This is a genomic window from Microbacterium sp. NPDC087591 (assembly GCF_044743625.1).
Lineage (GTDB): Bacteria > Actinomycetota > Actinomycetes > Actinomycetales > Microbacteriaceae > Microbacterium.
Genome location: NZ_JBIUWU010000001.1, coordinates 1,416,285 through 1,432,273, shown reverse-complemented (window position 1 = coordinate 1,432,273; position 15,989 = coordinate 1,416,285). Strand labels below are relative to the sequence as shown.

General features: G+C 70.4%; 14 protein-coding genes. 11 read left to right on the top strand and 3 right to left on the bottom strand.

Annotated features, from left to right (window positions below; translation table 11 throughout):
- Positions 1–22: 22 nt before the first annotated feature.
- The 8 genes from ACIOVG_RS06670 to ACIOVG_RS06635 all read left to right on the top strand — a co-directional run bounded on the left by ACIOVG_RS06670 (position 23) and on the right by ACIOVG_RS06635 (position 9,991).
- The gene (locus tag ACIOVG_RS06670) at positions 23–961 is read left to right on the top strand and encodes an ABC transporter permease (protein ID WP_400870556.1); all 939 of its coding nucleotides are present in this window, start codon (positions 23–25) and stop codon (positions 959–961) included.
- Positions 954–1,808: an ABC transporter permease gene (locus tag ACIOVG_RS06665; protein WP_400870553.1), complete on the top strand. Its 855-nt coding sequence runs from the start codon at positions 954–956 to the stop codon at positions 1,806–1,808. The genes ACIOVG_RS06670 and ACIOVG_RS06665 overlap by 8 nt, the downstream gene beginning before the upstream one ends.
- Positions 1,805–3,553, top strand: coding sequence for an ABC transporter ATP-binding protein (locus ACIOVG_RS06660; protein ID WP_400870551.1), 1,749 nt, complete (start codon positions 1,805–1,807; stop codon positions 3,551–3,553). The genes ACIOVG_RS06665 and ACIOVG_RS06660 overlap by 4 nt, the downstream gene beginning before the upstream one ends.
- 13 nt (positions 3,554–3,566) lie before the next feature.
- Positions 3,567–5,786, top strand: coding sequence for a peptidase C14 (locus ACIOVG_RS06655; protein ID WP_400870549.1), 2,220 nt, complete (start codon positions 3,567–3,569; stop codon positions 5,784–5,786).
- A 34-nt stretch (positions 5,787–5,820) separates the two neighbouring features.
- On the top strand, positions 5,821–7,209 hold the full coding sequence (locus ACIOVG_RS06650) for a hypothetical protein (RefSeq protein ID WP_400870546.1): 1,389 nt from the start codon (positions 5,821–5,823) through the stop codon (positions 7,207–7,209).
- Positions 7,210–7,366: 157 nt separating this feature from the next.
- Positions 7,367–8,122 (top strand): SDR family NAD(P)-dependent oxidoreductase, encoded by a 756-nt coding sequence (locus ACIOVG_RS06645; protein WP_400870543.1) that lies wholly within the window; start codon positions 7,367–7,369, stop codon positions 8,120–8,122.
- Positions 8,119–9,195, top strand: a complete 1,077-nt coding sequence (locus ACIOVG_RS06640; protein ID WP_400870540.1) for a mandelate racemase/muconate lactonizing enzyme family protein — start codon at positions 8,119–8,121, stop codon at positions 9,193–9,195. The genes ACIOVG_RS06645 and ACIOVG_RS06640 overlap by 4 nt, the downstream gene beginning before the upstream one ends.
- A 1-nt stretch (position 9,196) precedes the next feature.
- Complete coding sequence (locus ACIOVG_RS06635; protein ID WP_400870537.1) at positions 9,197–9,991, top strand: SDR family NAD(P)-dependent oxidoreductase; 795 nt, start codon at positions 9,197–9,199, stop codon at positions 9,989–9,991.
- A gap of 206 nt (positions 9,992–10,197) precedes the next feature.
- On the opposite strand, the gene ACIOVG_RS06630 is transcribed toward ACIOVG_RS06635, so the two are convergent.
- Positions 10,198–11,028, bottom strand: a complete 831-nt coding sequence (locus tag ACIOVG_RS06630) for a zinc-ribbon domain-containing protein (RefSeq protein ID WP_400870534.1) — start codon at positions 11,026–11,028, stop codon at positions 10,198–10,200.
- A gap of 103 nt (positions 11,029–11,131) precedes the next feature.
- Between ACIOVG_RS06630 and dinB the strand changes: the two genes are divergently transcribed.
- On the top strand, positions 11,132–12,328 hold the full coding sequence (gene dinB / locus ACIOVG_RS06625) for a DNA polymerase IV (RefSeq protein WP_400870531.1): 1,197 nt from the start codon (positions 11,132–11,134) through the stop codon (positions 12,326–12,328).
- Between the two features lie 183 nt (positions 12,329–12,511).
- On the opposite strand, the gene ACIOVG_RS06620 is transcribed toward dinB, so the two are convergent.
- Together ACIOVG_RS06620 and ACIOVG_RS06615 are read right to left on the bottom strand one after the other, a co-directional pair.
- Positions 12,512–12,871, bottom strand: coding sequence for a nuclear transport factor 2 family protein (locus ACIOVG_RS06620; RefSeq protein WP_400870528.1), 360 nt, complete (start codon positions 12,869–12,871; stop codon positions 12,512–12,514).
- Positions 12,855–13,604, bottom strand: a complete 750-nt coding sequence (locus ACIOVG_RS06615; RefSeq protein ID WP_400870525.1) for an SDR family NAD(P)-dependent oxidoreductase — start codon at positions 13,602–13,604, stop codon at positions 12,855–12,857. The genes ACIOVG_RS06620 and ACIOVG_RS06615 overlap by 17 nt, the downstream gene beginning before the upstream one ends.
- A 193-nt stretch (positions 13,605–13,797) precedes the next feature.
- On the opposite strand from ACIOVG_RS06615, the gene ACIOVG_RS06610 reads away from it, so the two are divergent.
- A complete protein-coding gene (locus tag ACIOVG_RS06610; protein WP_400870522.1) occupies positions 13,798–14,961 on the top strand; it encodes an MFS transporter in 1,164 nt (387 codons plus the stop codon).
- Between the two features lie 46 nt (positions 14,962–15,007).
- Entirely contained in the window at positions 15,008–15,982 is a 975-nt protein-coding gene (locus ACIOVG_RS06605; protein ID WP_400870520.1) for a C-terminal binding protein, read from the top strand.
- The last annotated feature ends 7 nt before the right edge of the window (positions 15,983–15,989 follow it).

Below are 15,989 nucleotides of genomic sequence, written 5' to 3'. Positions count from 1 at the left end.
GGCTCTGTCCATCCTTCGGCGGGTGGCGATCAGCATCGCGATGCTGATCGCCACCTCGCTCCTCGTCTTCGTGGTGCTCCGGCTGCTGCCGGGCGACCCCGTCATCACCCGGCTCGGCTCGACCCCCGGCGTCGACGCCGAGATGCTGCAGCGCCTCCGGGAGGAGGCCGGTCTCGACGCGCCGATCATCGAGCAGTACCTGCGCTGGATCGGCGGGGTCTTCACGGGTGATTTCGGTCAGTCGTACTTCAACCAGTACTCGGTCTCCGAGCTCATCGCACAGCGCTTCCCCGCCACGATCGAGCTCACCGTCATCGGCATCCTGCTCGCGGTGCTGATCGCGACGCCGGCCGCCGTGATCGCGTCGCTGCGTCCGCTCGGCGCCGTCGACCGCATCCTCACCGCGATCTCGACCGCGGGCATGGCGCTGCCGCAGTTCCTGATCGGCATCGTGCTGATCGTGGTGTTCGCGGTGCAGCTCAAGGTGCTGCCCGCGCGCGGCTATACGCCGTTCAGCGAGGACCCGGGCGACAACCTCGTGCGCATGATCCTGCCGGCCCTCACCCTCGCCTTCGCTGCGGCGCCGCTCCTCATGCGCTTCCTGCGGGCATCCATGGTCGAGGTGCTCGATGCCTCCTACATCCGCACCGCGAAGGGCAAGGGCCAGTCCGCGAGCGGCGTCGTGCTCGGTCACGCACTGCGTAACGCGCTGATCCCCGGACTCACGATGCTCGGACTGATCGTCGGCTACACGCTCGGCGGCGTCGTGATCGTCGAGTACGTGTTCGGGGTTCCGGGACTGGGCTCGCTCGCGATCGATGCCGTGTTCAAGCGCGACTACGCGGTGCTGCAATCCGTGGTGCTGCTGATCTCGGCGATGTTCATCCTCACCACGCTCATCGTCGACCTCCTCTACGGAGTGCTCGACCCGCGTCTTCGTGCAAGGAGCAGCCGTGGCTGACACCCTCACTCTCGCGCTGCGGTCGACCCGACCCCGACCCCGTCGCCGGCTCGCGCTCGCCTCCTGGATCCCGCTGGCTCTGCTGGCACTCATCGTGCTGGCGTGCGTGCTGGCGCCGATCATCGCGCCGTTCGATCCGTCCGCCCAGTCGTCCGACCGGTTCGCCGGCCCCTCGGCCGTGCATCTGTTCGGCACGGATGAGCTCGGGCGCGACCTGTTCAGCCGCGTGCTCTACGGCGGGCAGCTGACGATCTTCATCGCCGGCGGTGCGACGCTGGTCGCGATGGTGCTCGGCATCGCCTGGGGAATGGCCGCCGCCTTCGCCCGCGGCCTCTGGGACGAGATCCTGATGCGGCTCGCCGACACGGTCATGGCGATCCCGCAGATCCTGTTCGCGCTCGTCTTCATCTCGGCGTTCGGTGCCGATCCGGTCAAGCTGGCCGTGATCATCGGCATCCTGCTCACTCCGACGACCGCGCGACTGGTGCGCTCCTCGGTGCTCAGCGAACTGCAGGAGGACTACTTCACGGCGGCGATCGCCTTCGGATCGAAGCGCAGCCGGCTGCTGTTCGCCGAGGTGCTCCCGAACGCGCGAGGGCCGATCGTGGTGCAGGCCGCCATCAACGCCGCCAACGCCATCCTGCTGGAGGCCTCGATGAGCTTCGTCGGTCTGGGCATCGCGCCCCCCGAGGCGACCTGGGGGACCCTCGTGCAGCAGGGCTACCAGAAGATGTACCAGTCGATCGGGTACGTGCTGTTCCCCGCGCTGTTCATCTTCGTCACCATCTGGCTGCTCAACGTGCTCGCCGACCAGTTCGGCGGCGATCGGAAGGGGAAGGGACGATGACCGAGGTCACGCCCGTCCTGCAGGTGCAGGACCTCACCGTCTCCTACGGCGATGCGATGCCGGTCAAGGGCATCAGCTTCTCGGTGCGCCCCGGCGAGCGGATCGGCCTGGTCGGCGAGTCCGGCTCGGGCAAGTCGCTCACGGCGCTGTCGATCATGCGGCTCAACGACGGCGCGACGCTCGGCGGCAGCATCCGTCTGCGCGACCGGGAGCTGCTCACGCTCAGCAAGCGGGAGATGACCCGCGTGCGCGGCGGCGAGATCGCGATGGTCTTTCAGGACCCGATGTCGTCTCTCAACCCGGTGCGCACGATCGGTCATCAGCTGGTCGAGGCGATCCGGCTGCACGACCGGGTCTCGAAGGAAGCGGCGCGCGCCAGGGCGGTCGAGCTGCTGACGGAGGTCGGCGTGCCGCTGCCTGAGGAGCGCCTCGCGCAGTACCCCCACGAGTTCTCCGGCGGCATGCGGCAGCGCGTGATGATCGCGATGGCCATGTCGTCACGCCCGGCGGTCTTGATCGCGGATGAACCGACCACGGCGCTGGACGTCACGACCCAGTCGCGCATCATCGACCTGCTCGACAAACTGGCGGACGAGCACGGTACCGCCGTGATCCTGATCACGCACGACCTGGGTGTGGCGGCCGGCTTCTGCGAGCGCATCCACGTGATGCGCCACGGACGTGTGATCGAGGAGGCACCCGTCGACACGCTCTATGCCGAGCCGGAGCATCCGTACACGAAGGCGCTGCTGGGAGCGGTGGTCGACCTCACGATCGACGTGCACCAGCCGATCCGTACCGCGGCCGAAGTGCTCGAACGCGGCACGGAGGCGGTGACGGAAGCGGGGTCGATCAGCGCGATCGACCGCGCCCGCGAGAGCGGCGACGTGCTCGTCGATGTGCAGGGGCTCTCGAAGGTGTTCACGCTGGGCTCTGGGCGACGCGTCACAGCGGTCGACGACGTGTCGTTCCAGATCCGCCGTGGTGAGACCGTGGGCCTGGTGGGCGAGTCGGGGTCGGGCAAGTCGACCGTCTCGAAGGCGGTGCTCGCGCTCGGCGGGATCGATGCGGGTGCCGTGGTCTTCGACGGCCACCGCCCGCACGAGATGCGCGGCGAAGACCTGCGCACGCTGCGTCGGCGGATGCAGATGGTGTTCCAGGACCCGTTCTCGGCGCTGAACCGCCGGCAGACGGTGGCCCAGATCATCGAGGCGCCGCTGCTCGCGCACGGCATCGGCACCCGCGCCACGCGCGCCGAGAAGGTGCGTGAGGCGATGCACCGCGTGCGGCTGGACGAGGAGTTCACGCACCGCCTGCCCCGCTCGATGTCGGGTGGGCAGTGTCAGCGCGTGTCGATCGCGCGCTCGCTCGTGCTCGAGCCGGAGTTCCTGGTGCTCGACGAGTCGGTCTCGGCTCTCGACGTGTCGATCCAGGCGCAGGTGCTCAATCTGCTGCGCGAGCTGCAGGCGGAGCTGGGGTTGACGTACCTGTTCATCAGCCACGACCTGGCGGTCATCCGGTACATGTCGTCGACGGTCGCGGTCATGCAGCAGGGGCGCATCGTCGAGATCGGTGCCCGCGATGCCCTGTTCGCGAACCCGCAGCACGAGTACACGCGCGGGTTGATGGCCGCGATCCCGGTGGCCGACCCGGTGCGGGAGCGCCGTCGGCGTGCCGAGGCCGCAGCGCTGTGGCAGTCGCAGGGTGCCGTGACGAGCGCGGTCCCGGTGGGAACCATCCGATGAGGAAGGAGTTGTCATGACCGACGGATCACCCGCCGTGACGGATCCGCACGCGGAGACGATGTCGCCGGAGGGGAGCGCGCGCTCCACCGGTCGCCGCACCCTCCTGGCCGGGCTCGGTGCGGTCGCGCTCGGCGCTGCTGGCTCCCTCGCCGCCACGACACCCGCGCAGGCTGCGCCCGCCGCGATGGGGGCGAAAGACATCACGCGGGCGGAATCCGTCGCCGAGCTGTCGCGGCTGCGCGCGCGGGATGGTGAGATGGCGATCGTCGCCGGGTATCGGACGCCGGGCGACGCGGGGCTGCTCGTGTACGTGGGCAGCGAGAACCCGAAGAGCACGCCCAACGGCGGCACGGTGATCGCCGGCAAGCGCGGCACCACCTGGCTGCTGCAGCACGACGGTACCGTCGACTTCCGGGTCTTCGGCATCACGGGGCCCAAGACGGCGGCCGACGACGCGCTCGCCGCGATGGTGGACGACCCCCGCATCGCCCGGATCGAAGCCCACACGGATCTGCTGTTCCAGCGGCGGCATCGCTTCACGCGGTCCCACCTCGAGATCGACTTCGGCGGTCATCTGATCTCGACGGAGGGCATCGAGGCGAACACCCACGACAATCCGTTCGGTGCGGTGATGTTCTTCACCGGGGTGTCGCGAGACGTCGTCGTCGAGCATCAGCTGGCGGAGGCCTGGCCCGAGCTCACGGATGCCGTCGCCGTGCCCGATGCAGCGAAGTTCCCGGTGGACTCCTGGTGGGCGGTGCAGTGCGATGCGGTCGCCGGAGGTGGAGCCGATGAGCGCGAGATCCAGCGATTCGTGCAGGTGACGCAGCAGATCGACGGAAAGCACATCCGGATCGACTACCTCAACGGCTGGCCGCTGGACAAGGGGCGCACACTCACCTGGCGACAGATGGACCCCGTCTCCGGAGTGCGCATCTCGAACATGCGGTTCCTCGGCGCCGGTCCCTTCGACGGACCCACTGACGGCTCGTTCCCCGACCCCCGTGAGCTGACCGGATCGCATCCGATCGCTTTCGAGTACGCCATCCACTGCGATGTCGCCGATGTGCACGCGAGCCGCACCTGGTGGCCGGTCGTGATGCGGCGGTGGAACACCCACTTCACGACCGAGCGCTGCTCCGTCGAGAACCCGCCCACGGTGTTCTACGGGGGCGCGGGGTACCTCACGCAGCAGATCTCCTGCCTCTACGGGCGGGTGAGCGACTGCACGTCGTCGAACGCGCGGCACCTCAACGATCTGACCGCCAGCGCATACTGCATCGTCGAGAACTGCCACGGTGACGGCGACGATCAGGGCGGGAACCCCTTCACCACCCACGGTCAGTACGAGCACGACCTCACCTTCATCGGATGCTCGGGGCTGATGGACATCGCCAACTCCGGCGCGCAGTGGGGCACCTCCGCCAAACGGATCACGGTGCGCGATCACGTCTGCTCGTGGTTCGTGGCCGGCACCAGGATCAGCGATCTGACGCTCGAGAACGTCCGGGTGATCGGACGGTCGACGTTCGACCCGCAGGCGACCATGACGATCAATGCCGACGGCGCCCAGCTGCGCGGATGCACCGCCGGGCTGTTGGCCATCGGGCAGCGGTCGTCTCGATCCTCACGGCCGACGACGATCGAGGACTGCACGTTCGCGCTGCCGAAGGACCAGGTGCTCATCCAGACCCCGGTCACGGTGCCGGTGAGCTTCGTGCGCTGCACCATCACCGGGGTGGACGGGACGAAGGCGCGAGGTGCCGGGCCGGTCGAGTTCGTCGACTGCCGCCTGAGCGGTCCCGCGGACGGCGCGACCGCCGAGTTCGGTGCGTCGCGGGTGACCATCCGCGGCGGCACGGTGCGCGATGTCCTGCTCACCGCGACCGCGGTGCGCGACCAGGTCATCGTGATGGAAGGGGTCGAGCTCAGCACCGAGCGCGGCGAGGGAGCCATGCTGTCCCGAGCCGCCGGCGCCGGGGTCGTCACCTGGCGTCTGAGCGGTCTGACCTCGACAGCGGAGAAGGGCGCGACGCACGTCGACATCGGCACGGGCGTCAACCACGCGCGCGTCACCGGCGGCCAGTTCGTCGGCGGACGATTGCGGTTGGCTGACGGCTTCTCGGAGCCATCCACGCTGTTGTTCAGCGACGACGTCGTGCGCGGTGTCGAGGCGGGCCTCCCCGAGGCCGGAGACCGCGTGCTGATCGCCGACGTGCTCACGATCGCGTGAGCGGCGGCATCATGGAGACCATGGAGGACCTGGTGTGAACGACACGGCAACCGCGACGCACGTCGGCGACCGCATCCGCATCCCGCGCACCGCGGCACGCATCGGCGTCGCGCGCCGCGACATCACGCCGCCCTTCGGCATCCGCGCCAAGAACTGGGGTCCGGCGGACTGGGAGCGCTCGGAGGGCGCGCATCGCCCGTTCGAGCTGACCGCGCTCGCGCTGATCTCGTCGGATGAGCGACCGCGGGTGCTGCTCGCGGTCGACGGCACCTGGTGGCGGCGTGTGGCCGACGAGCAGGCGGTGCGCGGGGCGATCCTCTCCGGTCTCGGGCTGGATCCCGATCAGCTGATGCTCTCGCTCTCGCACACCCACGCCGGGGCCGTGCTGTGCGCGGCCGATGCGCACCTGCCCGGCGGAGAGCTGATCCCCGGCTACCTCGACGCGCTCGCCGCCGCCGGTGTCGCTGCCGGGCGGGAAGCGCTCGATGGTGCCGTTCCCGGTCTCATCGAGTGGACCCACGGTCGCTGCACGCTGGCGGCCGACCGCGAGCTCGACGTCGACGGGCGCGCACTCGTCGGCTACAACCCTGCGGGCACGGCGGATGACACCGTGACGATCGGCCGGATCAGCCTCGACGGTGTCGTGTGCGCGACGCTCGTGAACTACGCCTGCCACCCCACGACCCTCGCCTGGCAGAACCGCGAGGTCTCGCCGGACTACGTCGGCGCGATGCGCGAGATCGTCGAGTCGGCGACCGGGGCACCGTGCCTGTTCGTGCAGGGAGCCTCGGGCGAGCTCGCGCCGCGCGAGCAGTACACCGGGGACGTCGGGGTGGCGGATCGCCACGGACGCTCGCTCGGGCATGCGGTGCTCGCGGCCCTCGACGCGCTGCCGACGCCCGGCGAGGAGCTGACGCTCGAGGGCGTCGTCGAGTCGGGTGCGCCGTTGGCGATCTGGGCCGGGCGTGCGGTCGATGGTGGCACGGATGCCGCAGCGTCGCTCACGAGCGTGGAGCTGCCCCTGCGCGCCCTGCCCACGATCGACGAGCTCGCCGAGGAGTGGAAGGACATCGACCCGCGCTCGCGCGAGGAGCGACTGGGGCGAGCGCGCAACCTGCGCGACGGGTACATCGACGGGCCGACGGTGCCGCATCCGGTCTGGGCCTGGCGGCTCGGCGACGCGATCATCGTCGGGCACCCCGGCGAGGCGTACTCGCCGCTGCAGACGATGCTGCGGGCACGCTTCCCCGAGACCCCGATCGTCGTGATGAACCTCACGAACGGGCCGGGCTTCGTGTATCTGCCGACGCGCGACGCCTACGACCGAGGGGCGTATCAGGCCTGGCAGACGCCCCTCGCCCCCGGCGCGCTGGAGCTGCTCGTGGAGCACGCCACTGCGGCGGTCGCTGATCTGCTCGCCTGACGGTCATGCGCGCTCGGGAGGAGAACCTTCGCTCGGGAGGAGCTTCTCCGGGAATTCCTCCTCCCGAGGGCGATATCTCCTCCCGAACCGCGACGACAGATCCGCGCCTGACCTACTAGTCTTGCTATAGCAAATCTCGACCATCCTGAGGAGAGCCATGACCGCCCCCGTCGCCATCATCACCGGAGGCTCCGCCGGCATCGGCTGGGAGATCGGGCAGCGCCTCGCCGCCGACGGCTACCTCGTGGTCGCCGCCGACCGTGTGCCCGGGCTCACGGCGGGTGACAACCCGGCCGGCATCCTGTGGCGAGAGCTCGACGTGACCGACCACGCCGGCGTCGACCGGGTGTTCGGCGAGATCGAGGCGGAACTCGGACCGATCGAGGTGCTCGTCAACAACGCCGGCATCCAACGGCACCGCGGCATCGAGGACCTGACCTGGGACGAATGGTCGGCCGTGGTCGACGTGAACCTCCACGGAGTCTTCTCGGCGCTGCAGGCCGCGGGCAAGCGGATGCTGGAGCGCGGCGAAGGCCGCATCGTGAACATCTCGTCGATCTCGGCGCGAGGTTCCGCCGGGCGGGCCCCGTACTCCACGACCAAGGCCGCCGTGATCGGTCTGACCTCGACCGCCGGCGCCGAGTGGGCGTCGCGGGGAGTCAGGGTCAACGCCGTCGCCCCCGGTTACATCGACACCGGCGTGTTCCGCCAGGGCGTAGAGCAGGGCACGCTGAGCCTCGACACGATCCTGTCGCGCATCCCGGCGAAACGTCTGGGCGACGCGAGTGAGATCGCCGCGGCCGTCAGCTTCCTCGTGTCCGACCAGTCCCGTTACATGAACGGCCAGACGCTCACCGTCGACGGCGGCTTCCTGGTCGACTACGGCGTTCCGCTGGCGAAGAAGCCCGAATGACCGAGATCGCGCGTATCCGCACGGCCGCCGCCGTGCTGCCGCTGCCCGCACCCCTGCAGCTGGGGGCCATGACGGTCACCCGCCGCGAGTACAGCGCCGTGCAGGCAGCCGACGCCGACGGCACGACCGGGGTCGCGTACTGCCTCTCGCGGGAGGCGCCGATGGCCGAGATCGTCGAGCGGCTCGTCGCGACGCATGCGCTCGGGCCGGATGCCGACGACCCGGCCACCACCTGGGAGCGGATGCTGCGCGGCAGCGCGATCGTCGGACGGGTCGGCCTGGTGCGTCGTGCGATCGGCCTGGTCGACATCGCCCTGTGGGACATCGCGGCCCGGCGTGCGCGTGTGCCGCTGTGGCAGATGCTCGGCACGGGAGATGCGCCGCGGGACGCGATGCTGGTCGCCGCGTATCCGTCGCCGAGCCGCACTCCGCGCGAGGTCGCGGACGAGGTGCTCACGCAGGCGGACGGCTGGTCGCAGGTGAAGATCTCCCGTGCGGCCGACCCCGCGTACATGCGGGAGCTGATCGGCCTGCTGAACGCCGAGCTTCCGGCGAGCACGGGGCTCGTGGTCGACGTCGGTTTCGGATGGCCGGATGCCGACGCCGCCCTCGCCGAGATCGCTCAGTGGGGCGACCCCCGGCTCGCCTGGCTCGAAGACCCGCTGCTTCCCGAAGACGCGGCCGGCTGCGCGCGCATCCGTCGGGAGTCCGGGCTCGCCGTCTCGGTGGGCGACGAGGTCACCGACCCCGCCGTGCTCCGCGCCCTCGTCGAGCACGAGGCCGTGGACGTGCTGCGCCTCGACGTCGTCGCGATCGGTGGGGTGACACCGGCGCGTGAACTGATCGCGTGGGCGGACGAGCGTGGAGTGCCGGTGTCGGGCCACGTCTATCCTGAGGTCACCGCGCACCTGGGCATCGGTGTCGAGACCTTCGCGCGGGGAGTCAACCCCTACGATCCGGCCCCGTCGTTCATCGTCGGGGGCCCGTCGTTCGACGGTCGCGTGCGCCCGACGGATGCCGTGGGGCTCGGCTTCACGCTCGACCCCGCCGTCTTCCACTTCGGGAGGGACTGAGATGACAGACTCCGCACACAGCGTCGTGGTGACCGGCAGCGGCAAGGGCATCGGCCGCGCGGTCGCCGAGCGCCTGACGGCCGACGGCTGGATCGTCGTCGGACTCGAGCGCTCGCCCGGATCGGGAACGGTCGACGAGGGCATCGTGGCCGAGGTCGTGCTCGGGGATTCGTCCGACCGGGCCGCGCATGAGCGCGCGGCTGCGGCGGCGCGGGCTCATGCGCCGCTCGCCGGCTGGGTCAACAATGCCGGCATCACCAAGCGCACGCCGTTGCACGAGCTCGACGAGACCGTGGTGCGCGAGATCATCGACATCAACGGCTTCGGCTACCTCTGGGGATGCTCGGCCGCCGTGACCGCGTTCATCGACCAGGGCATCGCCGGGGCGATCGTGAACATCGGCTCGATCCACGGCCGCTCCAGCTCGATCGACCACGCCGCCTACGAGTTCACCAAGGGCGGCATCGACGCGCTCACCCGCAGCCTCGCCGTGACGTACGGCGGGCTCGGCATCCGCGCCAACACGGTCGCACCGGGTGGGGTGCGCACGCCGCACCTGGAGGCGCAGATCGCCGCCTCCGCCGATCCGGTTGCCGCGGAGCGCGCGCTCGCCGAAGGACCGCCGATGGGACGCATCGCCCGCGCCGAAGAGGTCGCCGCGGTCACCGCGTTCCTGCTCTCCGACCAGGCGCCGTATCTGACCGGCCAGTCCATCGCGGTCGACGGCGCGTGGACGGCATCCTTCGGCGACGTCGCGGTCGACCCGGCTCTGCGGGCGCGGTTCGAGCGGGGCTGATCGGGATCGGAGTCGCGCGTTCTGAAGTTGATCGGAGTCGCGCGTTCTGAAGTTGATCGGGCTCGCGCGTTCTGAAGTTGATCGGGCTCGCGCGTTCTGAAGGAGAAAACTCCGGATGAAGGGGGCTCTGCCCTGTGCGCTCCTTCATTCCGCGCGGTCTCCTTCATTCCGTGAGGTCTTCTCTGGGTGGGAAGGCGGCGCGCGACTCACCGCAGGTACGCGTCCACGAGCAGCGCACCACGGATGACCCGCAGCTCGTCGATGATGCGGGCGATGCCCTTCGCGCCCACCGACGTCAGCGCCAGGTCATGCGGCCCGAGCGGTTCGAGCTTCCCGGTGCGGATCCGGATGACCTCCCACCCCGCGGCGCGCAGGGCGCGGTCCTTGCGCAGATCGGTGTCCTGACGCTTGCCGACGTGTTCCAGGCCGTGCCGGCCGACCGTGTCGTACTCGAGTGCGACCCGCAGCTCCGGGAACACGATGTCGGGCCAGACCTCGGTGTGCCGGAAGAACGGTCTCGACACCTTCACGGCGTTCACGGTCGCGTCGAACTCGATCGCCGCCCGGAGCCCCGCGCGCAGGCGACCCTCTGCCGCCGAGGCGGGGCGCGGGGCGCACTCGCTCACGAACGCGGTGCCGGTCGGCAGGTCGGGCGTCTTCGTGCACAGCGCCGGCGCGGGGCGACGGGGCGCGCGGGGAAGGGAGCGCGCTTCGCCGAGCACGACCGGCTGCGGGCGGGCGAGCGCGGAGCATTCGGGGCACCACGCGGAGCGGCGCCGCACCTGTCCTGGGCGCTCGCGCTGCTCGGTCGGGGTCGCGGCGAACCGATGACCGACCGTGCACTCCCAGCAGAGCAGCACATCGGCGGCGAGAGGGATCTGCGACAGTGTGATGCCGTGGTTCAGCTCCGGATGGTACTGCCGGATCAACTCCGGATACGCCGCCCACCCGGCGCGGTAGGTGCCCACGTCATACGGAACCGCGCGACCGCGGGAGAACTGCCGTCGCGCCCACCATTGCTCCACCGGTTCCGGCACGCGCCGACCATACCCGCCGTCACGGACACCGACTCCCGACCGCCGACGCCGGGCCCTGTGTCCCTGGTTCGTGCGACGATCCGCGTGTCGACGGGAGAACGGGATGCGCGGGGAAGCGACGGTGCTGCACGCCGACCTCGATGCGTTCTACGCCTCGGTCGAGCAGCGCGATGCGCCGGAGCTGCGTGGTCGCCCCGTGATCGTGGGTGGTGGGGTCGTGCTGGCGGCGAGCTACGAGGCGAAGGCCCGCGGGGTGCGCACCGCCATGGGGGGACGGCAGGCGCGCGAGCTCTGCCCCGATGTCGTGGTCGTGCCGCCGCGCATGGACGCGTACTCCGCCGCCAGCAAAGACGTGTTCGCGATCTTCCGCGACACCACCCCGCTCGTCGAGGGGCTGTCGATCGACGAGGCGTTCCTCGAGGTCGGGGGTCTCCGCCGGATCGCCGGGTCGCCGGAGCAGATCGCGACGCGGTTGCGCGAGCGCGTGCGGACGGAGGTGGGGCTCGCCATCTCGGTCGGGGTCGCGCGCACCAAGTTCCTCGCCAAGGTCGCCAGCGCCGTGAGCAAACCCGATGGCCTGCTGGTCGTGGATCCGGCGCGCGAAGAGGAGTTCCTGCTCCCGCTTCCGGTGGAACGGCTGTGGGGTGTGGGCGCGGTGACGGCCGAGAAGCTGCACCGCTACGGAATCCACACGGTTGGCGAGCTGTCCGAGCTGGAGGCCGCGACCGCCGAGCGGATGCTGGGCAAGGCGACGGGGGCCCACGTGCACGCGCTCGCGCGACTGCGGGATCCGCGGCCGGTCGACACCACCCGGCGCCGCGGATCGATCGGGTCGCAGCGCGCCCTCGGCATCCGTCCCCGCTCCGCCGAGGAGCTCGACCTCATCCTCACGCAGATCGTCGACCGGCTCGCTCGACGCCTCCGCGACGGCGACCGGGTCTGCCGCACCGTCGTGCTGCGGCTGCGCTTCGGCGACTATGCCAAGGTCACCCGTTCCCGCTCGCTCCGCGCGCCGACCGACCGCACCGCCGTGCTGCTCACCGTGGCTCGCGCCCTGCTCGCTGCCGCACAGCCCGAGATCACGGCACGCGGCATCACCCTGGTCGGCCTCTCGCTGTCGCACCTCGACCGTGTCGAGAGCGTGCAGCCCGAGCTGCCGATCGACTGGGGCGACGACGCGCGCCTCGACACCGTGCTCGATACCCTCCGCGACCGCTACGGTGCGGCATCCGTCTCGCGGGCGGCTCAGCTGGGCCGCGACGAGGGGTGGTCGTCGCCGCTCCTGCCCGAGCACGAATGACTGACTCGCCTCAGGCTCGCGCGTTCTGAAGGAGAAGACGCGATATGAAGGTGGTTTCTCCCCAGGGGCTCCTTCATTCCGAGAGATCTCCTTCATATCGGGAGCACCTCGTCGGAACCGGGGTCTCGTCGGAACCGGGGTCTCACCGGAACCGGGGTCTCACCGGAACCGGTGACGCGTGCGTCAGGCCTTGAGCATCGAGGCGCGCGCGATGAGGCCGTCGACCACGTCGAAGGTCGCGATGGTCTCGGTCGCGACGCCCGCATTGATGACCTGCTCCTGCGCCACGACCCACCGGCTGCCGAACAGCACGCTCGTCTCGATCACGCACGAGAGTTCCGGGTTCTGCAGCCGTGGTTCGTAGAACTCCCGGATCGCCGCCGCCCCGACCACGGGCTCGGGAGCGACCCCGGTGATCACGGCATCCGCCGCGTAGGTCGCGACGAAGGCGTCGAGGTCGTGCGCGTTGAACGCATCGAGCTGCGCCTGCACGGTATCCAGGGCGGAGCGGCCGGGAGCGTTGTGATCAGTCAATGCGCACACCCCCGTTGACGTCGTAGGTCGCGCCGGTGATGAAGCTCGCCCGTGGGGAGGCGAGAGAGGCGATGATCCAGGCGACGTCTTCCGGCTGTCCGAACGCGCCGAGCGGGATCGACGCGGCCAGCTTCTCGCGCTTCTCGCCCTGCAACTGGTCGGTGATCGCGCTCGCGACGGGGCCAGGGGTCACGGCGTTGACACGGATGCCCTCCGCGGCGAGGTGCCGGGCGAAGCTGCGCGTGATCGCGAGCAGGGCGCCCTTGCTCGCCGCGTAGTGGATGCCGGTCTGCAGCGCTCCGACCTGACCGGCGATCGAGGCGATGTTCACGACCGAGCGGTCGCCCTCCGCCGCGCGCAGCAGGGGGAGCGCCGCGCGGGTGAGGAAGAACGTGCCGCGCGCGTTCGTCTCGAGCACGAAGTCCCACTCCTCGAGGTCGATGTCCTCGTAGGGGGTGTACGGGCACACACCGCCGTTGTTGATGAGCACGTGCAGCGAGCCCCAGGTCGCGGTGATCTCGTTGATCAGGGCGGCGGTGGACTCCGGGTCGCGCAGGTCGAGGCGGGAGACGTGCACATCTGCGGCCCCGGCCGCCAGGCACTCCTCGGCGACGCGGGCGGCTTTGGCCTCGCGCCCGGCGTAGGTGATCCAGAGGGAGGCGCCCTCGCGGGCGAGTTCGAGGGCGGCGGCCGTTCCGATACCGGAGCTGGCTCCCGTGAGCAGTACGCGACGAGCAGTCATGGGTAGATGCTATAGCAAATTCCCGCGCGAGAGGAACGCACGCCGGTTAGGGTGGATGACGTGAGTCCTGAGTCAGACAGACGCTAGATCGCGGGTTCGAGCCGCACGCCGTGCGCTCCCCGCATCTCGCCGACCCTTCTCGCTCGTCGCGCATCCTTCCGGGTGCGTCGATGTCGTCTGTCTGGATGCCTTCATGCCTGTCCTCATCTCTGTCCTCGCCCTGGCGATCTTCGCCCAGGGCACCAGCGAGTTCATGCTCGCCGGCCTGCTCCTTCCGATCTCCGAGGAGTTCGGAGTCCCGCCGGGGAGCGCGGCCGCCGTAACCAGCGCCTTCGCCATCGGGATGGTGATCGGCGCCCCGGCGATGGCGCTGCTCGGTTCCCGCTGGCATCCGCGGCGCACGCTCATCGCCTTTCTGCTGGTGTTCGTGCTCGCGCACATCGCCGGAGCGCTCGCCCCGTCGTTCGCGGTGCTGCTCGTCACCCGCGTCGTCGCGGCCATCGCCAATGCCGGCTTCCTCGCCGTGTCGCTCTCGGCCGTGCGCATGCTCGTGCCGCCGCAGGCCACGACGCGCGCCGTCGCCACCCTGCTGGCAGGCACGACTCTCGCCACGATCGTGGGCGTACCGGCCGGAGCTGCTCTCGCAGATGCGCTGGGATGGCGCGCGACGTTCTGGGGTGTGGTGCTGCTCTGCGGCCCCGCGCTCGGCGCGCTGCTGCTCAACCGGTCGCCTCTGCGGGGCGGAGCGGCGGCGGCCGTCGAGCTGCGCACCGAACTCGGGGCGCTCGTCCGCGGGCCGGTGCTCGCGACGATCGTGGTCGCGGTGCTGGTCAATGCCGGTACGTTCGGGGTCTTCACGTTCCTCGGGGTGATCGGAGAATCCGCGGGTATCGCGACGGCGTTCGTGCCGCTGCTCCTGGCGGGATTCGGCGTCGGCGCCTTTGTCGGGGTCGCCGCGACGGGGCGCTGGGCTGCGGGGCGGGAGGGTGTGTGGGTCGCGAGCGGATTGATCGCGCTGCTCCTCGCCTGGGCCGCGCTGTGGATGCTGGTCGAATCCGCGACGGCCGTGTTCGCCCTCGCCGTGGCGTGCGGGGCGCTCTCGTTCGCCGTCGGCTCGGCGTTGATCGGTCGCATCGTGCGCGAAGCGGCAGGTGCGCCGGTGCTGGGTGGCGCCTCTGCGACGGTCGCGCTCAACCTCGGTGCCTTCGTCGGTCCTCTGCTCGCGGGCGCTGCCCACGGGGCGGTCGGGGTGCCGGGCGTGCTCGTCGTCGCTGTGGCCCTCACGGGTGTCGCTCTGCTCGCGGCGGTGTGGGGGCTGCCCTCGGTGCGTGAAGCGGGTGGGCGCATCCGCCGCTGAAAGTCGGGGTGGCCGTGAAGTGCTAGATGCTATAGCATTTTGCCTCATGGCCACCCCACTCATCCTCATCACGGACTGCGACCTCCCCGGCGACGCGGCAGAGCAGACGCTTCGCGCGGCGGGATTCCGCGCCGAACGCGCACCGGACACCTCGTTCGAGACCCTCGCGGCGCTCGGCGCCGAGGCCGAGGGCCTGATCGTGCAGTGGCGCCGGATCGACGGCGAGCTGATGGATCGGATGCCGAAGCTGAAGATGATCAGCCGTCTCGGCATCGGCTACGACATGGTCGACGTCGCGGCGGCGAGCGAACGCGGCATCCCCGTCGCGAACACGCCCAGTTACTGCACCGAAGAGGTCGCCGCCCACACGATCGCGATGATCATGGCGCAGGCGCGGGGGCTTCCCGCCTACGACGGGGCGGTGCGCGCGGGGGAATGGAAGCCGGTCGCGGCCCGCCCGCTGGCCGTGCGTCCCTCGCGCACCACGGTCTCGGTGCTCGGATTCGGGCGTATCGGCTCGCTGGTGGCCCGTGGATGCCGCGCGCTCGGTTTCCGCGTGCTCGTCGCCGATCCGTATGCCTCGGCTGACGCCGTGCGCGCGGCGGACTGCGAGTACGTGACGATCGAGCAGGCCATCGCGACCGCTGACCTGCTGACGCTGCACGTTCCTCTCACCGACGCGACACGGCACCTGATCGACGAGGCTGCCATCGCGACGATGAGGCCAGGAGCCGTGATCGTGAACACCTGCCGAGGGCCGCTGGTCGATGAGGATGCGTTGGTCGCCGGGCTGCGCAGCGGACAGATCGGCGCGGCCGCCCTCGATGTCTACGAGTCCGAGCCCCTCGCCGCGGGCGCGGCACTGCGCGATGCGCCGAACGTGCTGCTCTCGCCTCACGCGGCTTGGTACTCGCCGGAAGCACTGGAGGATCTTCCGGTGCACGCCGCCGAGAACCTCATCCGCTTCCGCGACGGCGAATCCGTGCCGATCGTCAACCCGACCTACGCCGCCGCGCGCTGACCCAAGG